This window comes from Dyadobacter sp. SG02 (genome assembly GCF_900109045.1).
GTDB lineage: Bacteria > Bacteroidota > Bacteroidia > Cytophagales > Spirosomataceae > Dyadobacter.
On record NZ_FNYL01000014.1, the window covers coordinates 20,221 to 37,033 of the forward strand.

At 53.8% G+C, this 16,813-nt stretch carries 13 protein-coding genes; 11 read left to right on the forward strand and 2 right to left on the reverse strand.

All coding sequences use genetic code 11. The features are described from left to right. The first annotated feature begins 41 nt into the window (after positions 1-41). From BMW93_RS35585 to BMW93_RS27255, 6 genes are all read left to right on the forward strand, one after another. A complete protein-coding gene (locus BMW93_RS35585) occupies positions 42-185 on the forward strand; it encodes a hypothetical protein (protein WP_177194218.1) in 144 nt (47 codons plus the stop codon). A gap of 20 nt (positions 186-205) precedes the next feature. Continuing rightward, positions 206-385, forward strand: a complete 180-nt coding sequence (locus BMW93_RS27235) for a hypothetical protein (RefSeq protein WP_090383922.1) — start codon at positions 206-208, stop codon at positions 383-385. Between the two features lie 54 nt (positions 386-439). After that, positions 440-3,469 (forward strand): two-component regulator propeller domain-containing protein, encoded by a 3,030-nt coding sequence (locus tag BMW93_RS27240; RefSeq protein WP_090383925.1) that lies wholly within the window; start codon positions 440-442, stop codon positions 3,467-3,469. A gap of 3 nt (positions 3,470-3,472) precedes the next feature. Further along, on the forward strand, positions 3,473-4,279 hold the full coding sequence (locus BMW93_RS27245; protein ID WP_090383927.1) for a LytTR family DNA-binding domain-containing protein: 807 nt from the start codon (positions 3,473-3,475) through the stop codon (positions 4,277-4,279). Positions 4,280-4,392: 113 nt separating this feature from the next. After that, a complete protein-coding gene (locus BMW93_RS27250; protein WP_090383930.1) occupies positions 4,393-6,813 on the forward strand; it encodes a TonB-dependent receptor in 2,421 nt (806 codons plus the stop codon). A 158-nt stretch (positions 6,814-6,971) separates the two neighbouring features. Then, positions 6,972-7,553: an RNA polymerase sigma factor gene (locus tag BMW93_RS27255; protein WP_090383933.1), complete on the forward strand. Its 582-nt coding sequence runs from the start codon at positions 6,972-6,974 to the stop codon at positions 7,551-7,553. Positions 7,554-7,555: 2 nt separating this feature from the next. Here BMW93_RS27255 and BMW93_RS27260 read toward each other — a convergent pair whose 3' ends face one another. Continuing rightward, a complete protein-coding gene (locus BMW93_RS27260) occupies positions 7,556-8,458 on the reverse strand; it encodes a LysR family transcriptional regulator (protein ID WP_177194219.1) in 903 nt (300 codons plus the stop codon). A 94-nt stretch (positions 8,459-8,552) separates the two neighbouring features. Here BMW93_RS27260 and BMW93_RS27265 point away from each other — a divergent pair, with 94 nt between their 5' ends. From BMW93_RS27265 to BMW93_RS27280, 4 genes are all read left to right on the forward strand, one after another. Then, positions 8,553-9,308, forward strand: a complete 756-nt coding sequence (locus tag BMW93_RS27265) for an MBL fold metallo-hydrolase (RefSeq protein ID WP_177194220.1) — start codon at positions 8,553-8,555, stop codon at positions 9,306-9,308. Positions 9,309-9,369: 61 nt separating this feature from the next. After that, on the forward strand, positions 9,370-9,978 hold the full coding sequence (locus tag BMW93_RS27270) for an alpha-ketoglutarate-dependent dioxygenase AlkB (protein WP_090383942.1): 609 nt from the start codon (positions 9,370-9,372) through the stop codon (positions 9,976-9,978). A 96-nt stretch (positions 9,979-10,074) separates the two neighbouring features. Further along, positions 10,075-10,518 (forward strand): hypothetical protein, encoded by a 444-nt coding sequence (locus BMW93_RS27275; protein WP_143061736.1) that lies wholly within the window; start codon positions 10,075-10,077, stop codon positions 10,516-10,518. A gap of 138 nt (positions 10,519-10,656) precedes the next feature. Then, positions 10,657-11,196: a hypothetical protein gene (locus BMW93_RS27280; protein WP_143061737.1), complete on the forward strand. Its 540-nt coding sequence runs from the start codon at positions 10,657-10,659 to the stop codon at positions 11,194-11,196. A 69-nt stretch (positions 11,197-11,265) separates the two neighbouring features. Here the strand turns inward: BMW93_RS27280 and BMW93_RS27285 are convergent, their stop codons facing one another. Next, positions 11,266-15,468, reverse strand: coding sequence for a M4 family metallopeptidase (locus tag BMW93_RS27285; protein WP_090383950.1), 4,203 nt, complete (start codon positions 15,466-15,468; stop codon positions 11,266-11,268). Between the two features lie 312 nt (positions 15,469-15,780). Here BMW93_RS27285 and BMW93_RS27290 point away from each other — a divergent pair, with 312 nt between their 5' ends. Beyond that, positions 15,781-16,806 carry a glycosyltransferase family 2 protein gene (locus tag BMW93_RS27290; protein ID WP_255372360.1) on the forward strand — a complete coding sequence of 342 codons (1,026 nt, stop codon included), beginning with the start codon at positions 15,781-15,783 and terminating at the stop codon, positions 16,804-16,806. The last annotated feature ends 7 nt before the right edge of the window (positions 16,807-16,813 follow it).

A 16,813-nucleotide genomic window follows, 5' to 3' on the forward strand; every position in this document is an offset into this window, starting at 1 on the left:
ATTTTTAGGGTATCAATCAATCAAAATTCAACAACAGGCGTATGGAAAGAGGCGGTAATCCGGCAAAAAAAGAGGGGAGGAGATTGGTGAAAGGGGAGATCAGGAAGTTTTTTGACCGGGAGTTCGACTGGATTGCATTATTGCTGATCACGGTGATCATCCTGCTGAGCCTCGTATTTTTTTGAACGTCGGTCACACATCCCTTATGAAGACATTTTTAGGTTACCTCACTTTCGCGGCGTTGCTCGTACTTTGTTACATCGAAAAAATCAATGCCGAGGAGGCGAAAAGCCAAGTTCGCGGTCGCGCTGGCAGGCATAATGCAGCGCCGCACTTGCCCGCGTGGGCGGAACGGCCTGCCACGGTGGCGCGGCTCGGAGAGTAAGAAGCCCGGCGGTTGCGCTTAAAGATATTATTTGCTCAGCTTTCTTCAACCCGCATGCGGATTACGTTTTTTTTGACGCTCATTTTCCTCCTCGGCGGGAGTGTCTGCGCGCAGATGCCCATGCTCTCGCTCGAACATCTCACGACAAAGGAGGGCTTGCCTTCGAATGACGTCTGGTGCCTCAACAAGGACCGCCGCGGTTTTCTCTGGATCGGTACGGGGCGGAATCTCTGCCGCTACGATGGTTATTCGTTCCTGCGGCTCGATAGTTTGCAGCTCGGCTATTGCTCAGGTGTTTCCACGGATTCCAAAGGCGATTTGTACACGTCGGTGGATACACGCGGCATTGCCAGGATTGATCGTAATACCATGGAGGTGACCACCTTGGTGCGCAATAACTACGACGACGAGGATACCGGTAACGACCTTCACGAACAGGGAATGGTGGATTCGTACGATCAGATGTGGGTTTGCGATTATACTTCGGTGCAGCGGTACGACATCGCGAAAAAGAAGCTTTCCCGCTACACTTTTGCCGCATCGGGCAACGGAGGCGATGTGTACCAATACGCCAGCTTTTTCGAGGACCGTCAACGTGTATTGTGGATCGTTTCGGAGCTGGGTTTGTATTATTACGACCGCCGGCAGGACAAGCTGGTATGCGTGCTGGGCCCGGCGGCGATTTATCCCGAAAACCGTATCACGATACGCCTGAGCCGCGGTTCGCAGGATGCTGCCGGTAACCTTTGGATCGGCGGTTATGAATTTGGATTGATCAAATATTCGCCGTCCGATCACAGTTTTTCGATCCGCAAAGCTGGTTTTGAACAGAATGACGTGGTTTGTGCCCGGGAATCGCGGGATGAGAATGGTCACAAGGTGATTTTCGTGGGGACCAATGACGGGGTGAGCGTATATTACCCGGAGCGCGACGAACTTTTTCACCTGCCCGAATTTTTCAATCAGGGCATCCGTATCAAGGACATGTACGACGATGCGGCGAACGGCATTCTGTGGATCGGGACGAGCGACGGCATATTCAAATACCGTTACCGGAACATCGGTGTCCGTACGGTGGCTATACCGGCGGATGTCGTGCGCCTGCCTGTGCAGGTTACAAGCATCGAGCCCGCGGAGGAAGGCAGTTACTGGCTCGGGTTATCACATTCGGGCGTATTGCATTGGCAGCCTTCTTCGAACCGGTTCAAACTTCACCGCTTTGATCAGGCGGAGGCTTTCACCAATAAAGTCAGGGTGATCGGAGGAAAGGCATTTGTGTTTACGGAAAAAGGGACTTTTACGGGTGATGTCGCATCGGATCGCTTCCAGAGCTGGCCGGGAGCCGCGAAATTGTTCAGTAATCCCGATTTTCGGGACGGATTAATGGACCGCAAAGGCCGTTTATGGATCGCCAACCTCAACGAGGGCCTGAAAGTGATCGACCCCGTAACGAACCGTGAACTGCATCTTTGGGCGCCGGAGCAGGGGCGGAAACTGGTGCATCAGAGTTACATCAAAGGCATCCGCGAAACACCGGACGGAAGGATCTGGATCGCCACCTGTTCGAGAGGATTGTTCTTTTTTGATGAAAAAAGGGCTGTTTTTACCAATCTCCGGGAATTGGCTGTGAATAAAAACAGACGGCTTGGCGGCGATTGCATCAATGCCATTCAGGTCGCACGCGACGGCTCTATCCTGGTTGCCAGCTGGGGCGGCGTTTCGAGGATAGCGGCCAGCGGTTTGATCACAGATTCGTTCGATTTTAATTCGGGTAGTTTGAAGGATACTTACTGTTCCAATATCGCCGAGATGCCCGACGGCCGCCTGTGGTTCAGTACCAACGAGGGCATTCACATCGTCGATCCCAAAACGCGGTCCGTCAGTTACCTCACGACGATCGAAGGCCTTCGCAGCAATGCACCGGTGGGTTTCTACTTCCATGCGCCGGGTGAGTTGCTGCTGGGATATATCAACACATTGAACATACTCGACATGAAACGCCTCGGTGGCAATGTCCGCTCGCCGGAGATTGCCCTGGCCTCGGTGGAGGTGAAAGGCAAAAAGGTATTTCAGGACCCTGCCAGCGAAATTGTGCTGCAACCGGACGAGAATTCGGTCAATTTCAGTTTTACCACCTTGAATTTCGAACCCGCCTCGCAGAATCGTTTCAGTTATCAGCTGGAAGGTTATGACGATGAATGGTCGGACATTGGCAATGAGCATGCGGTTTCTTTCGCGAACCTGCCCGCGGGCTCGTATACGTTACGCGTGCGAAGCAGCAATGCGTCGGGCGTAGCAAGCAAGGAACCACTCGTGGTAAGGCTCACGATCAATCCTTATTTTACGAGTACCTTGTTTTTTCGGGTGCTTATCGGTCTTACGATCGCCGGGCTGATCGTCGCCATGATGCGCTGGCGGGTCAACACGCTGGCGGAGCGGAACCGGCTCGACCACCAGATCACCGAATGGCGGCTGAAAGCATTACAGTCGCAAATGAACCCGCATTTTCTTTTCAACTCCCTCAATTCAGTGCAGAATTATCTGCTTACCAATCGTGGCGTGGAGGGTGCCAAGTACCTTTCCAAGTTTTCGAAGCTGGTGCGGCGCATTATGGAGAACTCCAACCATCAGTATTTGTCTTTCGAGAAGATCATCGATACGCTCAGGATGTATGTCGAGATCGAATCTTTCCGGTTCAATCACGAGTTTACCTACACTTTTGATATTGAAGAAAATGACGTGCTTCTGGATACCCAGCTGCCGCCGATGCTGTTGCAGCCATACGTGGAAAATGCGATCTGGCATGGACTGATGCCCAAAGAAGGGGAAAAGAAACTGACGATCACCGCCCGCCTCAGCGACCGGCACATTCTCTGCACGATCGAGGACAATGGCGTAGGCCGCGATTTCGCGCCCCGTTTAGAAGGGCATATTTCGCGCGGCCAGGAGATGACGCGGGGTATTTTCGAGGCGCTGCGGCACAAGGACAGCGAGGCCCGCATTGAAATGGTCGACCTTTTCGACGACCGGAACAAGCCGGCCGGAACGCTGGTAAAAATGATTATCCCTATTGAAAATGTATAAGTTATGACCCAATCTCTACGCGCTGTCATTATCGACGACGAAACGAATGCCCGCGAGGCGCTTACCAACCTGCTCCGGATTGTGTGTCCGGAAGTCGAAGTTTGCGGGGAGGCGCGGAACGCCGACGTCGGCATTTCGCTCATCCGGCAGGAACGTCCAAACCTGATCTTCCTCGACATTCAAATGCCAGGTAAAAATGGCTTCGACCTGCTTTCCAGCTTCGAGAAGATTGATTTTGGGGTCATTTTCACGACGGCCTACCAGGAGTATGCCATCCGTGCATTCCGTTTCAGCGCGATCGATTACCTGCTCAAACCCATCGACCCCGACGAACTGCAAACTGCCGTCGCGAAGTTCAGGAACAAAGTAGGGAGCGTGAATCCCGAGCAGCTGCGGATTTTGCACGAGCAGCTGGACCCCGTCCGTGCTCCGAGGCTGATCGAGCGGAAGCGTAACGATCATCAGCGCATTGCATTGCCTACCGCGGAGGGCATCCATTTCGTGCAAATGACGGACATTATCCAATGCGAGTCACTGGGTTCCTACACCAAATTCCACCTCGTCAAAGGTCCTGCCATCGTCGTTTCACGGCTTTTGAAAGAGTATGAGGAAATCCTCGACAATTACTATTTCTTCCGTGTGCATCAATCCAATATCATCAACCTCGAACACATCAAGCGGTACGTCAAGGGCGACGGCGGGCAGGTCTGGATGAGCGATAATACGGAAATCGAGGTTTCGCGGCGGCGCAAGGATGAGTTCCTGTCCCTCTTGTCTGATTTTTACGTGAATTCGGGTAAACTGAAATAGTATACCTGGATTTCCGGGCCTGCGAAGCGAGAAGCTGGCAGGCGATCTTTCTTCTTTTTTGTTGTTTAGATTTAGTTTAAATAATATTTTTGCGCGAAATCTAAATCTATGCTATGACAAAAAAGCTATTTCTACTCGCATTAACCTTCTATTTAGTTGTTGCGAAAGCATTTGCGCAAAATTGTACCATCAGCGGATCGGTGCTGACTTCGGACGGCGAGCCGGTGGAGCTCGTGACGGTCAATGTGAAGGGTACCGCCAAGGGCGCATTGACCGACCGGAACGGTAAATATCAGATCAAAAATATTCAACCGGGGGTGCACCGGCTCGTTGCGTCGTTCATCGGCCTTGAAAAACAGGAACAGACGATCGAAGTGACGGCGGGCGGTACTATTTCACTGGATTTTACGCTGAAAGAAAATGCGTCGCAGTTGCAGGAAGTGATCGTATCCGCGCGTAACCTGAACCGCGAGAATGTGATCGTAGCCAAAATTCCTCTGAAAAAGCTCGAAAACCCCCAGGTTTACAGTACGGTCTCCGCCGAAATCATGAAACAGCAGGGCATTACAAGCTACGACGACGCCATGCGCAATGTGCCGGGCATTTCCCGTACCTGGGAGTCGACAGGCAGGGGAGGGGATGGGGCTTCCTACTTTGCATTACGCGGTTTCGAAGCACAGCCATTGCTTTACAACGGCCTCCCGGGCATCACCAGCGGTAACCTTGATCCTTCCAACGTCGAAGAGATCCAGGTGATCAAAGGGCCGTCCAGTACGCTGTTTGGCGGTTCTTTCTATGGCTATGGGGGTATTATTAACACGATCACCAAAAAACCTTATCACCAGTTTGGAGGTGAAATCGGCTACAACGCAGGTAGTTTCGGACTGAACCGCGTCACGGCGGACATTAACACCCCGCTTAGCAAGGCGGATAAAATCGCATTGCGCGTGAACACCGCTTACCATTCCGAAAACAGTTTCCAGGATGCAGGTTTTAAAAAGTCATTCTTCATCGCCCCCGCATTGGTGTATGAGGTGAACGACAAGCTTACTTTCCATTTCCTCACTGAAATTCTTAATGAAGAAAGGGCTGTACCGCCGGTATTCTTCCATTCTGACCGTTTCAGCCCGCTGCCGTTCAAGAACATCGCAGAACTGAACCTGGACCCGCGCCTTTCATTTACCTCGAACGACCTGACGATCCGCAACCCGCGTTTCAATTTGCAGGCACAGGCGGTTTACAAGCTGTCGGACCAATGGACTTCGCAGACCGTATTTTCAAGAGGAACGGTGAAGTCGAACGGTATTTACACGTACATCTGGGACGATGTTTCCGGAGATAACTGGTTTAGCCAATATTTCCATAACGAGCAGCAAACGACCAATACGACTGATATTCAGCAGAATTTCAATGGCGATTTCAAGATCGGAAACATGCGGAACCGACTGCTGGTAGGGGTGGATTATTTCAAAAGAAATGTGATTGATAATGGCTCCGGCTGGGGTTGGGCACGTAATGTAACACCGCAGGGCGACGTGAACTACGTAGATCCATTCTCGGGCGATACACTCGCGCCGGTGTACCTCACACAAGCGTCGGTCGATAACCTGCTGGCGGGAACGGAAGGCGGCCCGAGCAATATCTCCAACTCATCCCTGGGTTTTTACGCTTCCAACGTGCTGAACCTTACCCCGAAACTGAGCGCGATGGTGAGTTTGCGCGCCGATCGTTTCGATTCCAGGGGCGACCGCAGCACTTCCGAGGACGATTACGATCAATGGGCGTTGTCGCCGAAGTTCGGGATCGTGTACCAGCCGGTGATTGATAAACTTTCGCTATTTGCGAACTACATGAATGCATTCATCAACGTCGCGCCCCGCCGGGTTACCGACGCCGACGGCACCAATCCGCGTGTAAAATCATTCCGCCCCGAACATGCCGATCAATGGGAGTATGGTATTAAAACCAACCTCTTCTCCGACAAACTGGCTGCCACGCTTTCGGTCTACGACATCAAGGTAACCGACCGCGTAATGCCTAATCCCGCCAATATTCTCGACTACAACCAGGGCGGAAAAGTAGGCAGCAAAGGTTTCGAACTCGACATTGTGGCTAATCCCGTAACGGGCCTGAACCTCATTGCGGGTTTCAGCCATAACAAAACGAAAGTGATCTCAGGCGATCCCGAGGACTTTTACAGCGAACCCGGCCGGGCGATCGGCGGACAGGGCCCTCAAAATCTGGCCAACTTCTGGGCTACCTATCGCATTAACAGCGGAGCATTGAAAAACGCCGGCTTTGGTTTCGGTGGAAACTACGCCGGCGAATACAAGGTGATCGATAACAGTAAAACCGGCGTGTTCACCCTGCCAAGCTACACTTTGCTCAACGCGAGCGTGTTCTACAATGCAAACCATTTCCGGATTTCGTTGAACGTGAACAATCTCACCAGCAAGGAATATTACATCGGTTACTGGTCGGTGAACCCGCAGAAGCCCAGAAACTCTACACTGAGCGTGGCTTATAAATTCTAATATACGCCATTGAATATCAAAAGGCCGGAAGCAGCGTGTAAGCTTCCGGCCTTTGTTATTTTCCGTTTTTTTGACACATGCCGATAAGGTTGAAAGGCCTGGGGTATTAACAGACATCGATTACCTGTCTGTCACTACCCAACTTCCTTTTACAGCTCATGAAGGCATCTATCAAAAAGAACAACCGCACGTTGACCGACCTAGTCACGGCTTGCCAGCATAACGACCAACGCGCGCAAACGCTATTCTACAACCGGTTCCGGACCGATCTCATGCGTATATGCACACGCTTCGCCCGCACGCGCATGGAGGCGGAGGACATTTACCAGGAGTCGTTCGTCAAGATTTTCAGGCACCTCCACGGCGTCCAAAACCCCGAATCGATCGAATCCTGGATGCGGGCCGTCGTTACCCGCACGGCCATCAACTCTTACCATCGCCATAAAAAGGAAGCGCTGAACCATTCTATGGACATGTCGCCAATGGATTTCGAGTCCAACGACCATACCTGCATGATCGACCAGCTCAGCGTGGGGGTGATCGACGAGATGATCGCGCAACTGCCGGAAGGCTATAAAAGGATTGTAAACCTCAACCTCATCGACGGCTATTCGCATATCGAAATCGCCCAGGCGCTTTCCATTACCGACAGTACTTCACGCTCCCAACTGCTCCGCGGGCGCAATCTTCTCATCAAAAAGCTGAGAAAACAGGGCATTACCGGCTACGAAATGCCCTGAATTCAGGCCAGGACCGGGTTCGTCGTCCCAAGTAACGCCGATTGAATCCTGCCCACGAGCCCGCTCAATGCGTCGCTGCGGTCCTTGTGCGTGCACGCGTACCAGTGACGTGTACCGATCTCCGAACGGAAAGGCAATGCGGTAAGCCCGCCGGTACTCAGGTATTGGCGGGCCGCCCATTCGGCCATCACCGTGATGCCCATTCCAAACCGCACCATTTCCACGATTGCCTCGGTCATGGGAATATGAATGATCTTTTTAGGCGAAAGATTGGACACCAGGTCCGGTGAAATCAGATTGCTGTTGCTGCTGATCTGGAATGCCACCAGCGTTTCGGAATGCATGTCCGAAAATTCAAGCGGCGTATTGCGCAATGCGAGCGGATGCTTATCCGACAGTAATGTCACCATCCGGTCTTCGAAAAGCGGCTCGAAATGCAGGCTGCTGTTGCTGATGGTACCGTTCACCAGCGCCAGTTCAAGCTTGCCGGCTTCGAGGTATTCCATCGGGCGCCGGGTGGCTTCCGCTACGATCTGAATGTCGGTGCCCGGAAAGTCCTCGTGAAAATCAAGGAGCAGTCGCGGCAGCCAATGGTAACAAGTGTAGCATTCGGTGCTGATACGGATTGTCTGCTTCTTTCCTTCCCGCATTTCTTTCAGTTCCGCTTCCAGTTCACGGATCACCGGCAGTACTTTCTGAGAGCTGCTCACGACACGCTGGCCGGCTTCGTTCAGCACCAGTTTTTTGCCGATGCGGTTGAAGAGCTTCACGCCACTGGCCGATTCCAGGTCGCGGATCTGGTGACTCAATGCCGATTGCGTGAGGTTCAGCTTCTCGGCGGCTTTGGTTACCGAGCCTTCGCTGGTGATTTTTTCAATGATATAGAGGTGTTGGAGTGTTAGCATATCATGAGTATTGTTCATTATTTTTATCAAAATAAATCATTTTTCTCATATGTCTAAAACAAATACTTTTGTCATGTACTAAATGCAACAGCACATGAAACTTCAAAGATTATCCTGGGCAGGCCTGAAAGTGGAATCCAATGGCCAGATATTGATCATAGATGCCGTACAGAATTACCAGCGCGGTGCGTCCATCGGGCCCGAAAACCCCGTCCGGTTTGTAGAAAGCACCCTGGCTGACGTGGTACTCATCACGCATTTGCATTCAGACCACTACGATCCCGACGCGATCCGCACCGTTCTCAAACCGGACGGCCATTTCATCGTCTCCGACCAGATCGTCGCCGAAGTGGCGAACGACGGTTTCGCACCGCTGGGACTCGCATTGAATACCCCGGCGCAGGTAGGGAATTTTACCATTACGGCCGTATTCGCCATGGACGGTGTCGGCGACAAGCAGGTGTCCTGGGTGATCGAGGCCGATGGGCAGCGCATTCTCCACGGCGGCGATACGATGTGGCATAACCAGTTCTGGCAACTGGGCAAAAGCTGGGAGCATTTCAATGCAGTGTTCCTGCCCGTGAATGGCGCGGTGGTAAACATCCCGCGCGTGGCGCCTACGCTCGTCCCTATTACGCTCACGCCCTTGCAGGCGATCACGGTGACGCGTCTCCTGAATGCGGATGTGCTGGTGCCGATTCATTACGGGTTTCATAAGGACGGTATGTACCATCAGTTCCCGGATATGGAAGCGGACCTGGCCCGCGAGGCCGAATCGCAAAATGTGGAAGTGCAATGGGTGGAACCGGGAAGCATTGTAGCATTGCCGGTAGCTGCCGGGCAGGTTTAAGCGAGACTTTTTCATGAAGTTTGTTGTTATCGTTCGGAAAAAACACTGATCAACAAACTTCATGAAACAACTAAGCCTTTTCGGCTCGCAGGAGGCCCTGCAATTTCCCGAGGCCCTGCTCGAATATTATCCCGGTTTTGTTCCGCCCGCCGAAAGCGCGGACCTGATCCGGCAATGGATCGCCGAAGTACCGTGGCGGACGCAGGTAATGCAAATGTACGGCAAGGAGGTCACCGCGCCACGGCTCATGGCCTGGTACGGCGATGCCGGCCAATCATATACGTTTTCGGGAACAAGGTTCGAGCCTTATGTGTGGACGAGCGAATTAGCGGCCCTCAAACTGCACATCGAAGAGAAGACGGGCTTTACATTCAACAGCGTATTGCTCAATTACTACCGCGACGGCAACGATTCCGTTGCCTGGCACGGCGACAACGAGCACGAGCTTGGCCGGAATCCGGTGATCGCTTCGGTGAGCCTGGGGCAGGAGCGGCGGTTCGAGTTCCGGTACCGGCCCGACTACTCCCGCAAATACGGGTTAACACTGGAAAACGGCTCGCTGCTGATCATGAAGGGCGATTTGCAGCATACCTGGGAGCACCGCATCCCGAAATCGAAAACGCAGAACGGGCCGAGGATTAATTTGACGTTTCGGACGATTCAGCGGTAGGGGTGATGGGGAGTAGGGGACAAAATTTTTAGTTAGTTCCAACGAAAACAGGGACGCGGGAATCTATGTAACCGAAACCAATTTAATTCTTAGCCCATGAAAACTACCCATTTACTCTTTGCCCTGATGCTTATCCTGACCGTAGTCGCCTGTAAAAACGATGGCGCCGATCCGATCGACGATGCACCGAAAAGAGCTATGAAAGAAAACAATGGCCTGATCGGTAAATGGAAGATCGTCGAATACCTGTCCGACCCGGGCAATGGGAGTGGTACCTACCGCGAAGTGAAGGACGACGTCGCGCATACCATCGAGTTCAGGGAAAACGGTGAGTTTGTAGAGACGAAGGGCCAGGGGCAATCGTCGGTGCCGTTGTTCAATGCTTACAAGGTGCTCGACGACAAACGCATCGAACTGATCCCGATCGATAGAAGCCAGCCGTCGCATACTTGGTATTATTCGGAGTTGTCGGCCAGCAAGGTTACTCTTGGTTATGGCTGTATAGAAGCTTGCTCCGGCAAATATATCGCTGTCGAGTAATTCGCAGACGGTACTAAACCCATCGCTGGTGCAGAATCCTGAATAACAATGGTCGATGACAACCTTTAAACGGTCTGGTTTGTCATGTTTTTGGTTGATGGAAAATTTGTAACTTTAATCCCGTTAGCGGACAACGTCATGAAAACCAGATCGTTTTTAATCTCTCTGTGCGTGATTGCCGCGGCAATCGCATTACCCGCCTGTTCGGATGAGGAGATTCCCGTTTCCGACGAGCAGGAAATTCTCTTTGAAGTAGACTACGTGAATTACGCGTGGGGTTTCCAGAACAACGGTTTCCTGATCGACAAGTCGGGCCGCGTGTACACGTACGACAAGCCCAAAGACTGGAAATTTGCCTCGTCCGGTCCGTTTACCGCTACTGAAATGAACGACCGGATTTCGAAAACCAAGCTGGCCGGCTACACGGTGCCGGCCAACGAACTATCACAGTATGTGAATAAACTGAGGCACGTGAGCGACAAAGAGTTCACTGATCCCGCCCAGGTGGGTGCGGATATGGGCGGCAGCTCTTATTATGTATACCGGTACGATCCGGCGTCGAAAACCTACAATGCCGTATTGCTGCAAAGCGTAGGCGACGTGAATGTGTATAACAAAGATTCCGACGCCAAAGAAATTGCCGATTGGCTGGTGAAAGTCAGGCAGGCGCTTCTTTGAATATAGTTTTGATAAAAAAATGGGCTGCACGAACAATGCAGCCCATTTTTTTTGCTCCCGTGCCGGTACTCAGGGCTTGAATACGGACAACCGGTGAATCTTGCCGCTGCCGGAGATTACCACCTGGTAAATGCCCGAAGCCAGCTTTCCTACCGGTATTTGCAGCTTGCCGTTTTGCACCGCGACTTTCTCGCGAACCATCGCTTTTTGTCCGGAAGCATTGATCAGCTCCGCATTCACGAAGCCGTTTTGCTGGCCGGGAAGTTCGATTTGCAGCATCGACTGCACCGGGTTAGGGTAGGCCCGCATTCCACCGGCCAGTAATGCATCAATGGAAATAATGCGGCTGTATTCATATTTCCCGTCGAAATCCACCTGTTTGAGTCGGTAGTAGGTAGTTCCCGCCGCGAAATCGGTATCCGTGAAATGGTAGTGGTTCTCAGCGGAGGAGTTTCCGGCGCCGGTAACCCTGCCCGTCTCCGTGAATGTGCGGCCGTTCATGCTTTTTTCAACCAAAAAGTAAGCGTTGTCCTGCTCGGCGCTGGTACGCCATTCCAGCCGGTTGCCTTCCTGCGTATTCCTGCCCTCGAAGCGGATGAGCGTCACCGGCAATGCACTGCCCGGAGGCGCGTCGGAAAGCCCGAAGCCCGAAAAGCCGCTATCGAATGTGGCGGTGAATGCATAGTCCGTATTCATTGCCGCGGCAGACTGCACGGCCACGAACACCGGCGCGCTGGTACCGTTCGGGATACCGCCTTCCCGTTTGCCCATGGACTTGATCTGTGAGCCGTTGAAAGTAGGTAGTTCCGAAGATTTGTAATAAAGCGTGATCTCATAACTGCCGGTCGGGTTGTTATTGGTCGGCGTTACCTTGAAAGTTTTATTGGTAATGTAAAAATTGGAAAACGGCACGGCATCGGTACCGGCGCGATCCACTTCTACGGTGGTGCAGCCGTAATCGTGGGCGCTGAGGTTCCTGATCTTCGCCACGATATTGCCGGACGACGGATCGTAAAATACCGCCGTTTCGTTCGGTCCGAGGTATTGCTGGTCGGCATTGCCGGTGTTGACGGCCGTCAGGATCGCGTCTGCACGCGAGGCGCTGATCTTAACATCGTCGATCGCCCACCACCGTTCCGAATTCGCCACGTAACGGAACCGTACCTTCATATTCGGGTTGGCATACTGCGCCGGGATCACGATGCTTTGGTGATCGGGATCGAAGGTAATCAGGTCGCCGAGCGGACCTGTGGCTTCATTCTGGACCAGCAGGTCGTGCCAGTTGATTCCATCCCATACCTGCACGGTGCCCGTCTCGGAATAGCTTCCGGTGAAAGGAAGCCATACCTGCGAAAATGTCAGCAGGATATTTTCACGTCCCGAAGTATTCACCGGCGGGGATTCGAGGTACTCGTCGATCAGGATCGCGTTGCCCTGGGTGGTATTGCTGTTCACAAAAAAGAAAGGCGATCCATTGACACCCGCATTCCCGTACTGTGTCACGATCCAGGTATGGGCGCTATTGCCGCCATTCTGCACCTGCCAGTCGCCAGGGCCGTCTTCGAAAGTGGAATTCAGTAAAATATCGGTATAAATGCCGGGCGTAAGGTCGTCGTCATTCACGAGGAGCTCGAAATGCTGCAATTCCGATGCGGCATAGCCCGTGCCTCCGTTCGAATTGACGGTGTAGGAAAGTGTGATGTTCTCGGTACCTTCCACGTAGGCGTCGTTGTAAATGCGGACGAGGATATTCTGGCTCGGGTTGGCGGCCGACAGACTGAAAGAAGTCGGTGAAATGGTATAATCCGCGGTAGTCCCTTGTTTGGCACTTCCTCCCGGCGGGTTCAGGATAACGTTAACGGGCTGCGACGGTGCCTTGTCGATCTGCACGGTCACGATCTTGTCGATATAATCCAGGCAGCCTGAGCCGATGGTCGCTTCGCCTTCGTTCACCCGCGCCGAGGCTGTCAGGAAATGTACGGCCGGCGTGGTCGCGCAGGTGTACACGCGCAGGTTGTCGATGTACCAGCCGTCAATCGCATTGCAGGCATCGGTACCCATTTCGAAACGGAACCTGATGGTATTACCCGGAAGCAGCCCCAGCGTGGAGAGGTTGATCTGACTTTGCCCCCAGGAACCCGCCACGGTACCGCCGTCCGAGCCGCTGAAAGCGGGTTGGCCCTGCAAAGGATTGGAATTGCCCGCCCCGGCCGTGGTGAGGCTCATGTTATAGGGGTTAGCCGTAAATGCGGTAGCGGGTATGAGGGTCCACACCCCGTTATTAATCGAATACTTGATATTACCGCCGTCGCGGCCTTCTTCGGTCGCTACGTAATGGTCGAATGCCATTGCGAGGTTTCCCGTCGTTCCGGCCGGAATGGTAATCAGCGGACTTTCCATGCGGATCATGCCGTGCTGAAACGAATTGATGCAATCACCGCCCGGGTAGTCGATACCGAAGGCAACTTTGCCGTTGCGTCCGCCGGGCGCGTTAGCCTGCACCCAGCTGCGCCCTTCCCAACTGGCGGAAGAGGTGGAGAAGCTGGTGGTAAAACCGGTTAGCCCGCTTTCGAAACCTTCAAAATACAATGCATTACCCTGGTTGGCACCTTCGCAAAGCGGTGCGGAGGGTTTCAGGAGGGTGGTATAGACGCACCGGGTTTCGGAACGTAGCTCCACGGCCTGGATCACCTTTGCGAGCTGGATGGCGTCGCTCGCATTGATCACGTCGGCCGAAGTGCCCGCGGCGGCGGCGCCCGTCGTGAGCGAAAGCAGGGGGGCGCCGGTGAGCGATTGCAGGGCGTCTTCCAGCATGTCGGCCACCGCCGCGAAATCGGTGGTTCGGGTCATGTATTCCGACTGCGCCCGCCAGAAAATGTGGGAGGCTTTCACCATCCCGATCCCGGTAATGGACTGTCCATTATACGTACCGCCATCGACCAGCAGTGCGAATGCATGGTTGAGCACGCCGCTGTTGATATGCACGCCGCCATTGTCCTCGGGAAAGCACCAGTATTGCGGGTCGGTCACTTTGCCGGGCTGCCCGAAGCAGGTAGGGCTCCACATATCGCGTAGGGCCCCGCCGAAGGCACTGGCCTTTTCGCCCATTTGCCAGCGCTGCGAACTGCCGCAGCCGTTGCGGGGCAATGCGCTTTCTCCACTGTCCATGTAGCCGTCGAGCTGGTCTACCACCTCGCCCCAGATGTCCGAAAAAGCCTCGTTGAGCGCGCCTGGCTGCCAGCTGTACACGAGCCCGCTCGTATACTCCGTGTACGCGTGCGCCCATTCGTGGGCCACCACATCGTCCGAAGCCGTGGCGGTGCAATAGCTGGCCGCAACGCCGTCCCACGCTGCATTGGGGCAGCCCACCAGCGGGTTGTTGTTGATCGTGATCATCACGGCGTCGGAGCCGTTATAGGACGTCCGGCCGAAGGTATTTTTCATGAGATTATAAATGAAACCGGCCGATTCCACTTCCGACTGCTGCCAGGTATCGAGGCTGCCGGGGAATGCATTGCCTTCCTGCCAGCGGAGGTTCGGCACGCTGATCGACGTTTCGTACAGCTTCCGCTGAATGCCGTGCACCCCCGTAAATTGCTCCACCAGCCCGCCGCTGTGCGCATCTATGTACAGAAATTCCCGTATGCCGTGATTGTTGCGGACCTCCACTTCGTACACCAGCGATTTCTCGCCGTTGTAACCCTGCGCGAGCCCCTTCTGGAAAACATAAAGGGCACTTTTTTCGGCCCGCAGCGGACTGTCGAGTTTTTTCATTAACTGATCTTCCACGAATGCGACGGCCGCCGCTTCCGCCTCGTGCTGGGCCAGCCCGGGCACTACATTGACTTTAATATTCGTGACCAGGTTACCGTTGACGGCGGTGAGGTCGAGGTTTTTGTTGAAATGGAATTTGTAAATCCCGTCGAACACCGGAACGCCCTGGTAGGTCTGCTCCAATGTCACATGTTGGAACCCGTGGGCGTCGGTCCGCTGCGCGCGAAAACGAAAACCGTCTTCGTTTTGCCGCAGGCCCAGCATGGCGCGGTTACCGGTCACAAAACCGGCCGCTTTCTGGCTCACATCATTACCCGGCACCGCGTGGGCCCGTTGGGCGGGAAACCGGAGGAAACTGAGCGCATTCGTCGCCTGGTCGACCGTCGGTACGGCGCCGGTCTGGGCGGCGAAGGCATTCAGCTGTGGCCTGCCGACCTGGCCCCGGGCAATGTGGGCGCATGTCACGGCCAGGCAAGCGATGAGTAAAGTTTTTTTCATAGAGTATGTAGTATATCGAGGTGACTGGTGTCGAATTTAGTTAAATATTTCTATAAGTGGAACCCGGTTTATACGGAGATACCTGATAGGTTTCATTTGAGGTAAATATTGTGTTAATGTAATCAAATTGAGAAAGATAGGTGCCGGTCGGGGTGCCACTATTATGAAATTATTAGTAATGAAAAACAGGCAAACCCGCGCGTAATCTCCATTGTTACCGGGCAAGGACTCCGCGGTCCGGTTACATCAACAACCACCCACATCGTTTCGATTATAATGGAAGGATTTTTCGATCTGCATGCGTCGTATGATTTGTTTCCCGAAATAAGGAAAAGCCAGGGTTGCCAAATTTCAATTGTAATCCCCCTTTTCAACGAGCAGGACAACGTGCCCCATCTGCTCCGAGCAGTGCGGGATACCATGAAAAATTTTGATTACGAGATCGTCGCGGTCGACGACGGCTCTACCGACAACACCGTGAAAATGCTCAGGCAAGCAGGCGGAGAACGGTTGAAGATCATCAGTATGACCCGAAATTTCGGGCAAACCAGCGCCATGGCCGCCGGTATCGCCCATGCTTCGGGCGAATACATTGCCACCCTCGACGGCGACCTGCAAAACGACCCGGCCGACATTCCGGCCATGCTCGAACACGCCCGTGCCGGTCACTGGGACATCGTGGCGGGCTACCGCGCCAACCGCCTCGACGGCTGGCTGCTCCGAAAACTGCCCAGCCGCATTGCCAACGCCATGATCCGCAACCTCACGGGCGTACACCTCCGCGACTACGGCTGCACGCTCAAAGTTTTCAAAAGGGAAGCGGCTGAACGCCTCGGGCTATACGGCGAATTGCACCGCTTTATCCCCGTACTAGGCAACATCGGCGGCGCCCGCATGACCGAAGTGCCCGTGCGCCACCACAAGCGCCGCTTTGGACAATCCAAATACGGCCTCGGCCGCACCACGCGCGTACTCGGCGATCTCCTGCTGATGGTCTACATGCAGCGCTGGATGCGGAAGCCGATGCATCTTTTCGGCGCATTGGGCGGGACATTCCTGGCTGCGGGCATGCTACTGCTGCTTTGGCAAATGCTGAAACTTTTTTCGGGAACCACCGGCACGCTGGCTGGGCTCGCATTGTCGCTGGGCGGGATTGTAGTGATACTGATGGGACTGATTGCCGAAATGCTCATGCGCAGCTATTACGAGGGCTCCGGCAAAGCGCCCTACGTTATCCGCGAAATCATGCATGGGCCGGAGACCGCGGGTGAAACCGCCAACCGAAACGGTCATTCATTCAGACAAGACCGCAGAACCGGCGAACCCGTGAGATCCTGAGACTTCT